This is a genomic window from Rhodococcus sp. 15-649-2-2 (assembly GCF_002258645.1).
In the GTDB taxonomy this organism is placed as follows: Bacteria; Actinomycetota; Actinomycetes; order Mycobacteriales; family Mycobacteriaceae; genus Rhodococcoides.
Window position 1 is genome coordinate 105824 of record NZ_NPFM01000028.1, and the last position, 13305, is coordinate 119128.

General features: G+C 62.6%; 23 protein-coding genes. All 23 read left to right on the forward strand.

The window, feature by feature from the left end; translation table 11 throughout:
• Window positions 1–157 precede the first annotated feature (157 nt).
• Window positions 158–427 (forward strand): hypothetical protein, encoded by a 270-nt coding sequence (locus CH305_RS18195; protein ID WP_143545303.1) that lies wholly within the window; start codon window positions 158–160, stop codon window positions 425–427.
• Window positions 424–1023, forward strand: a complete 600-nt coding sequence (locus CH305_RS18200; protein WP_094704482.1) for a hypothetical protein — start codon at window positions 424–426, stop codon at window positions 1021–1023. The genes CH305_RS18195 and CH305_RS18200 overlap by 4 nt, the downstream gene beginning before the upstream one ends.
• Window positions 1020–1481, forward strand: coding sequence for an RNA methyltransferase (locus tag CH305_RS18205; RefSeq protein WP_094704483.1), 462 nt, complete (start codon window positions 1020–1022; stop codon window positions 1479–1481). Before CH305_RS18200 ends, CH305_RS18205 begins: the two co-directional genes overlap by 4 nt.
• Window positions 1478–1741, forward strand: coding sequence for a hypothetical protein (locus CH305_RS18210; RefSeq protein WP_094704484.1), 264 nt, complete (start codon window positions 1478–1480; stop codon window positions 1739–1741). Before CH305_RS18205 ends, CH305_RS18210 begins: the two co-directional genes overlap by 4 nt.
• Window positions 1738–2250 carry a dual specificity protein phosphatase family protein gene (locus tag CH305_RS18215; protein WP_094704485.1) on the forward strand — a complete coding sequence of 171 codons (513 nt, stop codon included), beginning with the start codon at window positions 1738–1740 and terminating at the stop codon, window positions 2248–2250. Before CH305_RS18210 ends, CH305_RS18215 begins: the two co-directional genes overlap by 4 nt.
• Window positions 2247–2492 carry a hypothetical protein gene (locus tag CH305_RS18220; RefSeq protein WP_094704486.1) on the forward strand — a complete coding sequence of 82 codons (246 nt, stop codon included), beginning with the start codon at window positions 2247–2249 and terminating at the stop codon, window positions 2490–2492. The genes CH305_RS18215 and CH305_RS18220 overlap by 4 nt, the downstream gene beginning before the upstream one ends.
• Window positions 2489–2755 (forward strand): hypothetical protein, encoded by a 267-nt coding sequence (locus tag CH305_RS18225; protein ID WP_094704487.1) that lies wholly within the window; start codon window positions 2489–2491, stop codon window positions 2753–2755. Before CH305_RS18220 ends, CH305_RS18225 begins: the two co-directional genes overlap by 4 nt.
• Window positions 2752–2946, forward strand: coding sequence for a hypothetical protein (locus tag CH305_RS18230; RefSeq protein WP_143545304.1), 195 nt, complete (start codon window positions 2752–2754; stop codon window positions 2944–2946). The genes CH305_RS18225 and CH305_RS18230 overlap by 4 nt, the downstream gene beginning before the upstream one ends.
• Window positions 2947–3024: 78 nt before the next feature.
• Window positions 3025–3543 carry a hypothetical protein gene (locus CH305_RS18235; protein ID WP_094704489.1) on the forward strand — a complete coding sequence of 173 codons (519 nt, stop codon included), beginning with the start codon at window positions 3025–3027 and terminating at the stop codon, window positions 3541–3543.
• On the forward strand, window positions 3540–3902 hold the full coding sequence (locus CH305_RS18240; protein WP_094704490.1) for a hypothetical protein: 363 nt from the start codon (window positions 3540–3542) through the stop codon (window positions 3900–3902). The genes CH305_RS18235 and CH305_RS18240 overlap by 4 nt, the downstream gene beginning before the upstream one ends.
• The gene (locus CH305_RS18245; RefSeq protein ID WP_218828605.1) at window positions 3899–4357 is read left to right on the forward strand and encodes an HNH endonuclease signature motif containing protein; all 459 of its coding nucleotides are present in this window, start codon (window positions 3899–3901) and stop codon (window positions 4355–4357) included. Before CH305_RS18240 ends, CH305_RS18245 begins: the two co-directional genes overlap by 4 nt.
• The gene (locus CH305_RS18250; protein ID WP_094704491.1) at window positions 4354–5538 is read left to right on the forward strand and encodes an AAA family ATPase; all 1185 of its coding nucleotides are present in this window, start codon (window positions 4354–4356) and stop codon (window positions 5536–5538) included. Before CH305_RS18245 ends, CH305_RS18250 begins: the two co-directional genes overlap by 4 nt.
• 113 nt (window positions 5539–5651) lie before the next feature.
• Window positions 5652–6287 (forward strand): hypothetical protein, encoded by a 636-nt coding sequence (locus tag CH305_RS18255; RefSeq protein ID WP_143545305.1) that lies wholly within the window; start codon window positions 5652–5654, stop codon window positions 6285–6287.
• A gap of 163 nt (window positions 6288–6450) precedes the next feature.
• Window positions 6451–7998, forward strand: a complete 1548-nt coding sequence (locus CH305_RS18260) for a DNA cytosine methyltransferase (RefSeq protein ID WP_094704493.1) — start codon at window positions 6451–6453, stop codon at window positions 7996–7998.
• Window positions 7995–8279 (forward strand): hypothetical protein, encoded by a 285-nt coding sequence (locus tag CH305_RS28765; RefSeq protein ID WP_143545306.1) that lies wholly within the window; start codon window positions 7995–7997, stop codon window positions 8277–8279. Before CH305_RS18260 ends, CH305_RS28765 begins: the two co-directional genes overlap by 4 nt.
• 122 nt (window positions 8280–8401) lie before the next feature.
• The gene (locus CH305_RS18265) at window positions 8402–9604 is read left to right on the forward strand and encodes a site-specific DNA-methyltransferase (protein ID WP_373454572.1); all 1203 of its coding nucleotides are present in this window, start codon (window positions 8402–8404) and stop codon (window positions 9602–9604) included.
• Entirely contained in the window at window positions 9601–9945 is a 345-nt protein-coding gene (locus tag CH305_RS18270; protein ID WP_094704495.1) for an HNH endonuclease, read from the forward strand. Before CH305_RS18265 ends, CH305_RS18270 begins: the two co-directional genes overlap by 4 nt.
• A 164-nt stretch (window positions 9946–10109) precedes the next feature.
• Window positions 10110–10337 carry a hypothetical protein gene (locus CH305_RS28770; protein ID WP_143545307.1) on the forward strand — a complete coding sequence of 76 codons (228 nt, stop codon included), beginning with the start codon at window positions 10110–10112 and terminating at the stop codon, window positions 10335–10337.
• A 611-nt stretch (window positions 10338–10948) separates the two neighbouring features.
• Window positions 10949–11260 carry a hypothetical protein gene (locus CH305_RS28775; protein WP_143545308.1) on the forward strand — a complete coding sequence of 104 codons (312 nt, stop codon included), beginning with the start codon at window positions 10949–10951 and terminating at the stop codon, window positions 11258–11260.
• Window positions 11257–11592: a hypothetical protein gene (locus CH305_RS18280; RefSeq protein WP_094704497.1), complete on the forward strand. Its 336-nt coding sequence runs from the start codon at window positions 11257–11259 to the stop codon at window positions 11590–11592. The genes CH305_RS28775 and CH305_RS18280 overlap by 4 nt, the downstream gene beginning before the upstream one ends.
• A 405-nt stretch (window positions 11593–11997) precedes the next feature.
• Complete coding sequence (locus tag CH305_RS18285; protein WP_094704498.1) at window positions 11998–12183, forward strand: hypothetical protein; 186 nt, start codon at window positions 11998–12000, stop codon at window positions 12181–12183.
• The gene (locus CH305_RS18290) at window positions 12180–12932 is read left to right on the forward strand and encodes a hypothetical protein (protein WP_094704499.1); all 753 of its coding nucleotides are present in this window, start codon (window positions 12180–12182) and stop codon (window positions 12930–12932) included. The genes CH305_RS18285 and CH305_RS18290 overlap by 4 nt, the downstream gene beginning before the upstream one ends.
• Window positions 12929–13300, forward strand: coding sequence for a hypothetical protein (locus tag CH305_RS18295; protein WP_094704500.1), 372 nt, complete (start codon window positions 12929–12931; stop codon window positions 13298–13300). Before CH305_RS18290 ends, CH305_RS18295 begins: the two co-directional genes overlap by 4 nt.
• Window positions 13301–13305: the final 5 nt, after the last annotated feature.

Sequence of the window (13305 nt, forward strand, 5' to 3'; positions counted from 1 at the left end):
TCTGCACGGTTCACGAGACGGTGTTCTCGAACCGCCGTCAGTACGAGAACCACTACACCGACGAGTGCTCGCGTCCGATCCTGCTGGACATGCCCGAGTCGGATGATTTGCGGCACTGGAAACCGCTTGGCTACAAGCGTGTTTGGTGGTGGCAGTGATGACCTTCATCTCCCGAGGCGAGGTCTACAACGGCCCATTCACCGACTGCGACATCGACGCACTCATCGACGCACGCCTGGCGATCTGCATGCACCGATCGAACTGGCCCACGTCAGTCGCATCCCTGTTCACGGATGCGTTCGCAGCTGCCGCCGGCCTCCTCCCCGAACTACCCGCTGCCGCCGGGCTGGGTGGCGCGGGTTCCCCGGTGCCGGTGAGCGGTCTCGCCGCCGCTCCCGGCACCCCAAACGAAATGAGAAACGAATGATTGAGAACACCCGCGACCGGGACAACATGGTCCACCTGATGGGGATCCTGTCGGACGGTCAATCCGGCTACATCGAAGGCATGGAGTCCGCTGGGCAGCGACAGCTGGTCCAGTCCAGCGTCCTACCGACGGAGATCCTGGACTACGACTCGGACAAGCCGTGGTCGAAGTTCGAGTCCCTCGGATTTGTTCGCGGGGAACAGGTCCCGGGCGACCCGCTGTTCACGTCGGTGACCCTTCCTGAGGGGTGGACGAAGGAAGGTTCCGATCACGCGATGTGGTCCTACATCCTTGATGATCGGGGACTGCGGCGGGTGTCAGTGTTCTACAAGGCAGCGTTCTACGACCGCAGCGCGCACATGGGTCTGATGGACCCCGCGGCCGACCTGGCCAGCAGTGCGATCTATGACGAGTCGGGTGCCGGCGCGACCCTCCCAGCCCAGTGGCCCGCGCTGACCGCCGACGAGAAAGCGTCGTTCGCGGACTCGGTAGAGGACTACATCGCCCGCGCAGCCAACCACCCAGACATTTATGGCGATCGCCTGCCGCGCGCAATGCGGCTGCGTGAACTCCTCGCCGAGGGCGATGCGGCATGAGCGGCTACTTCGGGATCGCGGTGTGGCATCCGAAAACGGAATCGAACGTCGGCACTCTGTGGCGGCACGCGAACCTCTACGGGGCAGCGTTCGTCGGGACAGTCGGTCTGCGGTATCGGCATCAGGCGTCGGACACCAGCAAGGTGGACCGCCGCATCCCGCTGATCCATTACGTGGACTTCGACGATCTGGTGCGGCACCTGCCGCACGGCTGCCCGATCATCGGCGTCGAGCTCGACCCGCGCGCGAAACTGCTCGACGAATCGTTCCATCACGACGAACGCGCCCTGTACCTGCTCGGCGCTGAAGACCACGGTCTGCCGCCGGCCGTGCTGGACCGGTGCCACCGAATCGTGCAGATCCCGACACCGTCGGTGCAGTCGATGAACGTCGCTGTCGCCGGGACTTTGGTGATGCATGACCGATACGCGAAGACGCGGCAGCGGGTGGCGGCATGAGCGCCCAGGTACTGGCTGTCGATGTGACGACGCAATGGGGTATCTACGCCCACGGCACTCCCGTCGACATCGCCGAATCCACTGACACCGAGTACGTCATTGTCCTCGCCGACCTGCCCCGTAATCGCCTGTTGGCTCGGGTGCCGCGGTCTGCGGTGCGGCGTTACGGCGGGCTGCCGCCGAGGACGCGGCGTGCCCCTCTCGACATCGAAGCTGCCGACCCTGTCGCCGCGGCATGGTCCGAAGGAGAAGCAGCATGAGCGAAGACCCCACCGCGATCGATATCGATTTCGATCCGCAGCAACAGCGTATGTCGGGCGTCGCATTTCACGGCAACACCCCGTTCGATGTCCCGTTCATCAGTGAGATCGCACCGAACCTGTGGCAGGGCGGCTGCCGCCGCGGCCTGGTTCTGCCCGAGTTCATCACTCATCTCGTGTCGCTCTACCCGTGGGAGGCATACACCTACGAGCACGACATCGACAGTGCGATCAATGTCCGGATGTACGACAGTCACGAGCAGGGGATCGAGCAGGTCGATTCGCTTGCCGCATGGGTGAACACGTGCCGCAAGAGTGGTGCGGTCCTCGTCCATTGCCAGGTCGGTCTCAATCGATCGAGCCTCGTCGTAGCGCGGGCACTCATGCTCGAAGGGGCGAATGGGGCTGACGCCATCGCGACTATCCGCGAGAAGCGGTCGCCGGCATGCCTGTGCAACGAGGCTTTCGAGCGCTACCTGCTGGGTCTCGATGCGGGGGCCGCAGCATGAGCGATTACCTCGAGGTGGATCGCGGCGTGATCACCGCGGTGCCGCGGCATCTGCGGCTCGTGCCCTCCACCACCGGACCGACATACACCGAAGCTGACGAAGATCCGTATGAGGTCGACGTGTTCGATGCATCGTTCCCGAAAGATGACCGGCTCGATCCGTGGTCGAAGTTCGTCATCTGGGGCTGCCTCGTCCTGCTGTGCTGGGCGATCCACTACGTGTGGACCGGAGGCACCCTGTGAGCCTCCACTTCGTCCTCAAGGCCAACGAGCAGCCCATCGGTTCCTTCGTCGCCACCCGCACTGTCGATCACGGCACAACCGATGACGCAGTCAACGGCTACGACGTGACTATCGATACGCCGGACTGGGAGTGGGACGGCCACGTTCAGCACCGATACGGCGACGGAGCATGGACCTTGGTTCGGCGCGCTATCGATCAGATGGAAGCAGAAGTTGCTGCGGCTACGGCCGCTCATGCTGCGGTAGTCGAGGCGAAGCATTGACCGGGCCGATGGTGTGGGACGAGCAGTCCCTGTGGCGTCTGCCCGCCGGCACTCGATTTCGTGAGATCGGACGCCTGGGCCGCGAGTTCATCGTCGACGACCACCGCCCGGGTGTCCTGTGGCTCGGCTCGACTCCCTGCCCGGTCGCTGTGGTCGAACTGCCGGTCGAGGTAGTTACCCGTGCCGTCTGACTTCGACCCATTCGAGGATCCCGCTTCGCGGTGGGACACCGAAACCATTCCTACTCAGACCATTTCCGAGGAGAAGTTGTGAACGATCGACAGAAGTTGTTGCGGACCATCGCGGCGGGAACCGCAGTGAAGCAGATCGCGGACGAGGCGATCAACGCGGCGAAGAAAGCGCTGCAGACGGACCTGCCGCGCGGCACCGAGTACCTGTACACGTCCGCGGATCCGGAGACGCGGGAGGAGCTCGGGTATGCGACGGTCCCGAAACCGACTCAGCCGAAACCGAAACCCGAACTGCGGGATGAGGAAATCTTGCCGTGGCTCCTCGAGGAAAACGAGGATGCCGTCGAAGTGCGGTATGTGATCAAGGACTGGGCGCGGAAGGACCTCGAGGCCGCAGCGCTCGCCGCGCACAAGGCGGGGGAGCCGCAGAAGCCTGGCATCGATGTAGTCGTTCCTGCGGCGCGGCCGGCGTCGGCACGGTTCACTCCGTCGAAGGATCTGGTGCCGCTCGTGCGTGGGATGTGGCAGTCCGGCGAACTCGACCTCGTCGACGTGCTGGCTATCGAGGCCCGATCAGAGCCAGGTGACGCAGCATGACCACATCCCAGATCCTCGCCGACGCTGCCGATCTGATCGACCGCAAAGGGCATTCGACCATCCACTACCAAACCGCTGATGGCCGTCTCTGCACTATCGGCGCGATCGTCCTCGCTGCCGGTGGAACCTTCACCTACCAAGCCGACCGGGACGAGCCGGACGATTTCCACGGCCCGGACGGTGACGATTGGGCTGTCACGGACGCTATCGCCGTCGTCGAGTCTGTCGTCACAGGCCTGCCCGTCAACTCACTGATGATGCCTGGTGGCTCGTTGGTGGAGTGGAATGCGAAACCGGATCGGACTCAGCAGGAAGTCGCTGACGCGCTCCGCACCGCCTCGAAGCGGGTGGCCGCATGATGATCGAGTTCGAGGACGCAACCAAGATCGAGACTCCAATCAGCTCTTGGGTCTACGAGTACCGATTGATGCAGCGATGCATCGTCAACAGCAATGGGTGCTGGCTCTGGCAGGGACCTACAGCTCCCCATGGCTATGGCACGACCATCCGGGCGTGGGGGAGGGGCTGGCTACCGCACAGGCTCGCCTACACGGTGATGGTCGGCGAGATTCCCGAGGGACTCCAGATTGATCACCTCTGCCGAGTCCGCAAGTGCATCAACCCCAATCATCTGGAGGCTGTCACTCAGGCGGAGAACCTGCGCAGGCAAGGCGCAGCCGTCACCGTCTGCCCCCGCGGCCATGCCTACACCTCTGGAAACACCTACATCACCCACGGAGGCGGCCGGGCGTGCAAGGCCTGCATCCGGCTCCGCAGCCGAAACCGCTACGCAGGGCAGGGGGCGTTGGTATGACGTTGCAGACTCGACCACCAACTGGCTCGGTCCCGTACCCGCTCATCATGCTCGAGGGTGAAGAGAAGGCGGGCAAGTCCTGGGCGATCGCTGAACTGTCGGCATCCGACAAGGTCTCGCGCACACTGTGGCTCGATCTCGGTGAGGGTGCAGGCGACGAGTATGGCGCGATCGACGGTGCCCGTTATGAAGTCATCGTTCACGACGGACGCTGGTCGACGATCATCGGCCAGATCCGCGACGCCCGAGATCTCGCGCAGCAGTACCACGACGAGGGGAAGCCGCCGGTCGTTCTCGCGATCGACTCGGTGACCGCCGAGTGGGAGATGCAGAAGGAATGGGTCGACGCGAAAGCGCGCCGCCGCGAGAAGAACTCGAAGATCCTCGACAAGAATCCGGACGCGGAAATCCAGATCACGTCGGACCTGTGGAACCTGGCAAACGCGCGCCACAAGGACATGATGCTGATCCTCAAGCGTTTCCCGGGGATCGTCGTCATCACTGCGCAGGGTGCCGAGGTAGCTGTCATGGACAAGGCCGGTAACCCGACGAAGGACAAGACGTGGAAGGTCGACGCGCAGAAGAAGACCCCGTTCGATTGCTCGGTGTGGGTTCGGATGTTCCGCACCGAACACCCGCGGATTGTCGGGGCTCGATCGGTTCACATGGGCATCAAGCCGGGTGAGGACAAGCCGAAGATTGTCCCCGATCTGACGTTGGAGAAGCTGATCTTCGAGATGCTGAAGTGCAATCCGGCGGAGGCTCACGTTCGGGATCTGCAGTCCGGTGTGACGGCTGAGGAAGTGTTCCGTGTCGCCCGGGCCGCGGTGTCGAAGGATGACGTGAACTCGACGTGGAAGTTGGCGTTCGAGGAGGACATGCTCGACGAGTCCGATGGCGGGCAGACGGTCCGTGAGGTGTTGCTTGCCCGAGTCGACGCGATCAAGGCTGAAGCGGCCGCCACTGAGATACCCACTGCGGCATCAGATGCGGGTACGCAGGGACCGGTGACGCCTGGCGATGAGGCTCGCGCCGCTCTCGCAGCCTCGTTGCAATTCAAGGGGATTGCGTGGGAGGTGGCAGTCGAGAAGTTCCGAACCGGAAACAACGATGACCTCGACACAACCGAGGACGTCGAATCGGTCAAGGCACTCACCCAGCATTACCGGGGGGTGAAGTGATGCGCGGAGAAGGGCTGGGATTCCCTGTTTCTCGAATCTGTCGCAGCTCTCGAGCCGACCTGGTCGATACCACTGCGGTCCGTGAACACATTGCGCGGTTGGAGTCGGTGGGGATGTCGATCGCGATGATTGCCCGGGCTGCTGGGATCACCGACACTCAGATCAGCCTGTACAAGTCAGGACAACCGTCGACCCGAAGGTCCTACGCCGTTGCAGTGTTGGCGGTTGATGGGCGTCCGTCGAAGCATCAAGCGTATGTGCTGGCCGTGGGTTCGGTGCGCCGTCTGCAGGGTCTGGCACGCATCGGTTACACGTTGGAGCAGATCGCCACCGAGGTGGGGATGTCTTGGTCGTCTCTGTCGAGGGTGAGGTGCTCGACGGGGGCTGTGTTGTGGGAGACCCATGTCGCGGTTCGTGATGTGTTCAACCGCTTAGGCATCGATGGCGGTTCGGAGATTGCTCGGCAGCGGGCCATCCGTAAGGGGTGGGTGCACCCGTTTGAGTGGACAGATATCGACGACCCGTTCGAGGTGCCCTCGGCACCGGAGGAATCGGGGCTTCCGGATCCGGTGGTTGTGGAGCGGCTGATGGCTGGCCAGCCGACGAATGCGACCCGCGAGGAGCGCAAGGCCGCGTTCTTCATGCTCCGCGAGTCCGGCATGTCGGTGAATGCGGCCGCGGATATGGCACATATCAGTCCTCGTACGGCAGAACGTTATTCGAATCTTGAGAAGGGTGTGGCGGCATGACGAGACGGATTGATGAGTTCGAGCAGCCGATGGATGGCGGGCATTACGCGGCCCGTTGGAAGGATCGTGTGCCCTCGAATCTGGGGGAGTGGGATCGGGAGCAGGAGCGTTCTGATCGATTGCGGGCGTTGGCCGCTGAGCGTGCCAAAGAACGGAATCGGCCATGACCTTGACTCTGACTGACATGTTCTGCGGCGCGGGCGGATCCAGTACCGGCGCAATCCAAGTACCAGGCGTCACGGTTCGGGTCGCATCGAATCACTGGCAGCTCGCAATCGAAACCCACAACACCAACCATCCGGACGCTGACCACATCTGCGCAGACCTCACACAGATCGATCCGCGCTACTTCCCGACGACGGACATCGGTTGGTTCTCGCCGGAATGCACGAATCACTCGATTGCTAAAGGGAAGAAGCGGGCGGACTCGACTCCAGACCTGTTCGACGAGGTTCTGCCCGATGATGCGGCGGAGCGGTCACGGGCAACGATGTGGGATGTAGTTCGTTTCACCGAGTTCCACCGGTACCGCGCGATCATCGTCGAGAACGTCGTCGACGCCTGGAACTGGACACCATTCAAGGCGTGGCTGATGGCGATGGATTCCCTCGGCTACCACCACGAAGTCGTGTATCTGAATTCGATGCACGCGCAGCTCCGTGGGCCTGGTGCTCCGCAGTCCAGGGATCGGATGTACATCGTGTTCTGGCAGCACGGGAACACGAAACCAGCACTGCACCGCGTAACTCGACCTCATGCGGTGTGTGCGGAGTGCGGTCCGGTCCGTGCAATGCAGTCGTGGAAGAGGACCGACCGTGCTCCTTGGGGTCGGTACCGCGCGCAGTACGTCTACAGGTGCCCGAATGTGAAGTGCCGGAACCGGATTGTGGAGCCAGCGTATCGGCCGGCGTCGGACATCATCGACTGGTCGCTGCAGGGCACCCGGATCGGTGACCGGCCTCGACCGTTGGCGGCGAAGACGATGGCACGGATACAGGCAGGTATCGATCGATACTGGTCCGACCCGTTCATGATCGACCGCCGCGGTGAGTATCGCGTTCGGGGCATGGACGCGCCGCTGTCTACCGTCACTGCGACGGAGACGACCAAGGCGCTCGTCGTCCCGGTGGAGGGCCGCGAAGGAAAGTCTGCTGCATCTACCGATGACCCGATGCGGACGATGACGACTCGTAGCGAGACGGGTGTGGCGTTGCCGTTCGTGACGGTGATGCGCGGCCAGTCTAAGAACCATCGCTCGGATGCGGCGCTGTCGACGGTGTCGGGCGGCGGCATTCACCACGGTGTTGTGTCGCCGCCGTTCATCGCTGAACTTCGTGGCGGCGGATCGGTTGCACGACCAGCTAGTGATCCGCTGGCGACGGTCACGGCATCGGGGAATCACCACGGGTTGGTAACTGCGTTCTACGGCAAGGGGAGCAACACATCCCCGACGTCGAAGTCACTACCTACGGTCACGACAACTGAGCGACACGGACTGCTTGAGGCGGAACGACCAACGATCGATATCGATGATGTCAGGTTCCGGATGCTGGAACCGCGGGAGATCGTTGCGGCGATGGACTTCCCATCCGAGTACATCGTGTTGGGTACTCGTCGTGAGCAGGTCCGGATGGCGGGCAATGCGGTAACCCCGCCTGCCGCGCGGGATCTCGTCGCCGTCGTCGCAGAGTCACTGCTCGGTGCGGCATGAATCCCGTAACGACGCCGCCGGTGTGCGAGCTACCGCAGGGAATGGTCGGGACGCCCCGGTGCACGAAGGCCGCCGAACACGTCGCCGATATTCACGGATGCATCCTCGATCAGCCTGAGCGGGAATGGATCCGGGTCCGGGTGTGCATCGACCACGTCGTCGCCGGCCATAAGGCGTGGACGGCGATGGTCGCGCAGTCGGTGAGCGGCCGGGCCGTGTGTGCGGACTGCGGTAAGCCGTTCCCTCGGTTCCGGGAACTGTTCCGGAAGGTGCGCTCATGACGGTCTATTACGTCGACGACGTCGTCACGCTCCACCACGGTGACTGCATCGACATACTCCGTGCCCTCCCGGACAATAGCGTCGACTCCGTCGTCACCGACCCGCCCTACGGCCTCGAATTCATGGGCAAAGATTGGGACGGGGCGGATGGGTTCCGCCGCAGCTTGAACGCCGCTGACGCCAGTCGTGAATCGGTATTCGGTCGAACCTCACGAAAAGCGCCGGAGTACAACACAGGCCGAGGCGTCCGCGTTGCCGACGAACGCGCCACCGAAATGACTCCGACGGGCCAAGGTCATTCGACAAGCGCGGGCCCCTATCTCGCGACGCGGGTCGACTCCACGCGGATTGCAGGAAAGCCGTTCGAGCAGTGGTGTGGGGCCTGGGCTGCGGAATGCTTGCGTGTGCTCAAGCCTGGTGGCTATATGGTGGCGTTCGGCGGTTCGCGTACATGGCACCGACTTGCGTCGGCTGTCGAAGACTCGGGTTTTGAGATTCGCGACTCGATTGCGTGGCTGTATGGATCAGGATTTCCGAAGTCTCTCAATCTCCCAGGCGGACTAGGGACGGCTCTCAAGCCTGCGTTCGAGCCGATCGTCGTCGGACGTAAACCGTTGATCGGCACGGTTGCTGCCAATGTTCTCACTCACGGCACAGGTGCACTCAATATCGACGCATGCCGTACCGAGACCACGGACAAATTGGGGGGCGGCGCGGAGAGCGGTTCGACTGCGTGGTCTGCACACGAGGAGTGGCAGCGACCATGGATGACCGACCCTGAGAAGTTGGCCGCACACAGTGCGCGCGTCAGCGACAACGTCGAGAAGGCTGAGTTGCTGGGTAGATGGCCGACGAACGTCCTACTCGACAAGGGGCAAGCGGACGAGCTGGACCGTCAGAGTGGTGCTCGGGCGGCAGGAGGGAGTGTGCGCGGCGATGAACCATCAAGCCGAACAAGCGCTGTCTATGGCGAACACGAGCGGACCCCGTTCGTAGGTCACGGCGATACCGGCGGGGCTGCCAGGTTTTTCCCAACGTTCCACTATCAGGCGAAGGCCCCGAGCAGTGAACGCCCAAACGTCGACGGTGTGCAGCATCCGACGGTGAAGCCGCTCGACCTGATGCGTTGGCTTGTCCGACTGGTCACGCCTCCGAATGGTGTTGTGCTGGAGCCGTTCGCAGGATCGGGGACGACAGCTGAGGCATGCGTGCATGAGCACATGAAGTGCATCGCGATCGAGCGGGAGGCGGACTATCTGCCGCTGATCGTTGCTCGCTTGTCCAAGCCGATTGAGGTCGGGTTTGACTTTGGAGCGATGCAGTGAGGGCGGGCGCGTTCACCAACGACACCCGTCTCATCATCGAAGCACGCGCAATGGGTGTCTGTGAGATCTGCATGAATGCCCCGATCCAGCAGTTTCACCACCGCCGGCCGCGGGGCAGTGGAGGTACTCGCCGCCCTGAGACCGCGTACCCGTCGAACGGACTCGCTCTCTGCTCGCCGTGTCACGCAACCGTCGAGAGCAACCGCGACGAGTCGTATCGCCTCGGCTATCTGGTTCGGCAGCAGCACAATCCGGAAGATGTGGCGGTGTGGATTGGTGGCCGATTCATGTTCTTCACGAAGCACGGTGGCATCGAGTCGCCACCGCAGGAGGCTGACTGATGGAAAGCCAAGAGGTGTTGCGACACAACCAAATACACCACATCGGTATAGAACGTTTGCGTGGCGAACGATGTAGGATAAAAAGCGACCCCGCATCATCGGCGCGCCAACGCCTAGCGGGGTCTGACCAACCCCAAACCAGTCATGACATAGGGAAGGCTGATGTGACTATAGCCAGTGTAGAAGGCGATCCCGAGCCAGAGCAGGTCGATCGCATGATCGGCCGCCTCGATCAGGTCCGTGACCTGTACGAATCGTCCCGAATGAACCGTATCCGGTTGATGTCGGAGGCCCGGAAACTGGGCATGTCGTGCCACGAAATCGGGATCGTTCTGGGGATCACCGAGAACGCTGTTCGTTCGGCGATCAAGCGGGCAGGTGGCGTCACCTGATGTCCCGTATCCGAACAATCAAACCGGGGTTCTGGACGGACGGAAATATCGTTGTGCTGTCTCCGTTCGCCCGTCTGTTGTACATCGGGATGTGGAATTTCGCGATGTGCGATCACGGGCATGTCGCGGATGATCCGATGAAGCTGAAGCTCGAAGTGTTGCCGGCCGATGATGTCGACATCGTGGCGTTGCTGAACGAGTTGATCGGTCGCGGTCGGGTGGTTCGGGTGGCCGATCCGGAGGGTCGTAGCTATCTGTTGGTGCGTCGTTTCGAGGATCATCAGAAGATCGATCCGCGGTGGAAAACGAGGTGCCCCGCCTGTTCTCACCCAGACTCACTGAAACCCGTAGAAACTCACGCGAGTTTGTCTGAGTCGGAGCGAGTTTCATCGTCTTCGCAGGTCAACCCCCATCTCACCGAAACTCACTCGAGTTCACCCAAACTCACCCTAGGAAGGGAAGGGAAGGGAAGGGATAGGAAAGAAAAGACTTCTTCGTCGGCTACGCCGCCGAGGCTGGATGTCGAAGAACTCTGCACACATCTCCGAGATCGTGTCGTCGCCAACGGAGGCAAGGCGACCGTCTCCGAGAAATGGCGAACCGAAGCCCGCTTGCTGATCGACCGCGACGCCGTCGACATCGAAGTAGCTCACCGACTCATCGACTGGTGCCAAGACGATTCGTTCTGGCACTCGAACATTCTGTCGATGCCGAAGTTCCGGGAGAAGTACCAGCAGCTGCTACTGAAGGCCCGGTCGACATCGGCGAGACCGTCAGGGCGTGGCTCAAGTGGACTGACTCCACGCGAGATGGAGATCGCCAACGCCGAACTGCTCAAAGAGCATCCCGATCAATCCATTCTCGAACGCGCTGGGTTGTCGACGCCGACCACTCTCCGCGCCATAAACGGAGGTGCATCGTGACGCACGACGAGATCGTGGAACTGCTGCAGGTGATTTCGGCGTACGACTCCCGGAAGATCGACGGCCCGACTGTCGCGGCGTGGAAGGAATCGGCGTCGCGTGGGCGGTGGAAGTCGGCGGATGCATTCGATGCGGTGCATTCGCATTTCGCTAAGTCGACGGCGTGGTTGATGCCGGGTCATGTCAGTGAGCTGATCAGGGCCGGTAAGCGTCATCCCGCGCCGGCATCGGAGGTTCTCGCTGTGGGCGGTGGCGCGCCAGCCTCCGAGGAGACGCGGGCGCGGTTGATGGCTGAGATCCGGAAGCTCGCGGACTCGAAGGCTGTGAAGTGATGGCTGACCTGATGGGTTTTGCGTGCAGCCACGAGGGCGGGACCGGTTGCCCGGACGACGAGAGCGGTCGCCACTACTACGCCCACATAGACCCGAGCATTGACGGTCGCATCTGCATTGACTGCGGCTCGATTGAGGTGAAGTCGTGACGGCGGCTCGGCGCGACGCCGAGATCGTTCCCTGCCCGACATGCCATGCCGCGTCTCGTACGCCGTGTGTGTGGGCTACGGGGGAGCGGAGACGGCTTCCGTGCCTCGCTCGTATGAAGGCCGCTGAACGGTACGACGCGATCGACCCACAGTCGAGTGCCGAACCGGATGCCCTGAACCGTCCACAGCCCGTACAGCTCGATTCCGGGCCATCTCAACGCGACATCACCGAACCACTACATCCACAGGAGACCGAATGATCACCGTTTGGTACACCGCCGCTTACCGAGACCACAGCGGCTCGATCGTCGCGGTCGGCATCGAGAGTCGCAACAAGGCCGTCGCCGAGGGGGAGCTCGCGGACTGGCGACGAGATGCCCCCGACCGCGACAGCTTCCTCGCCTACCGGAACGTCCCGGAATGGCAGGAGGTCGGGGAATGAGGACGTGGTGGCCGGACGGGGCGAAGCGTGGTGCTGCGAAGGACCGCCCGGATGTCGGCGACATCATCGGCCACGACTTCAAGCCGTGGCGAGTCATGGAGATACGCGACTCACCACTCCGAGACGGTGAATCGACCTGGCATAAGCCGTACATGCTGCATCTCCGCCCCGCCCATCTCGACACATGGCGGACTGCGATGGACGAAGACATCCACGGCCGGGTCGTCGGGATGCGCTGGCCGATCCTCGGTGAGCACTACCCGGTGTGCGTGAAGTGCGGAGACCTGACCCCGTGCCGGGAGATCGTCGCGACGGAGACGGCAGCCAGGTCGGCTGAGAATGCGACTCGCTTCGAGACGGCCGGCGTCTGCCCGGAATGCGAGGAAGTGGTCACTCACCGGCAGCAGTCGGTGACGTGGCAGGAGAACGTCGTCGCGATCCTCGGTCCACCCGTCACGTTCCACCTACGAAGCAAATGCTTTTGGGGCGCATACGAGTACGAGCAGAAGTGGTCACGCGAATACCCCGACCGGCCACTCCGATTCCACTGCGGCGGCGATGTCGTCAACCACGGTGACGGAACGTACGAATGCACCCGCGAGGGTGACTGCCCGGGCCCGACCGCGAGACACCGCAGCATGTCGGTCTGCCGGGATTGCTGCAACCCGAGACCACGGGACTGCCACCCGGGTCCGAACTCCACCAACCGGATTCAGCCTCAGCTGCTGCACCCCCAGGAGGGGAAATGACCGAGCAAAAGACCTTGACCGTCGACTTGACCGCATTCGTCGCCGATGACCAGTCACGATTCAGCTCCGATGGAAACCCGATCTACACCGGGCCCAACGAAGTCAGGGTGTCTTCACCGCGCGGCAACGGGTGGTGCGTCGTAGATGACCACGGTCATCCGTTCGCGTCGAACCTGCGGTCCAGAGACGCCGCCGAGTTCGTAGTGCGATGCGTCAATGCGTTGCACGGTGTCGTGCCAATTCAAGGGACCGACAAGGGCGCAGACATCGCTAAGGCACGCGAAGCGGAGGCGGGCATCCGGCACGCCGAGTGGGAGCTGGAGAAAGCACGTGCACGCCTCGCATCCATTGCAGGAGAGCGACAGTGAGTCAT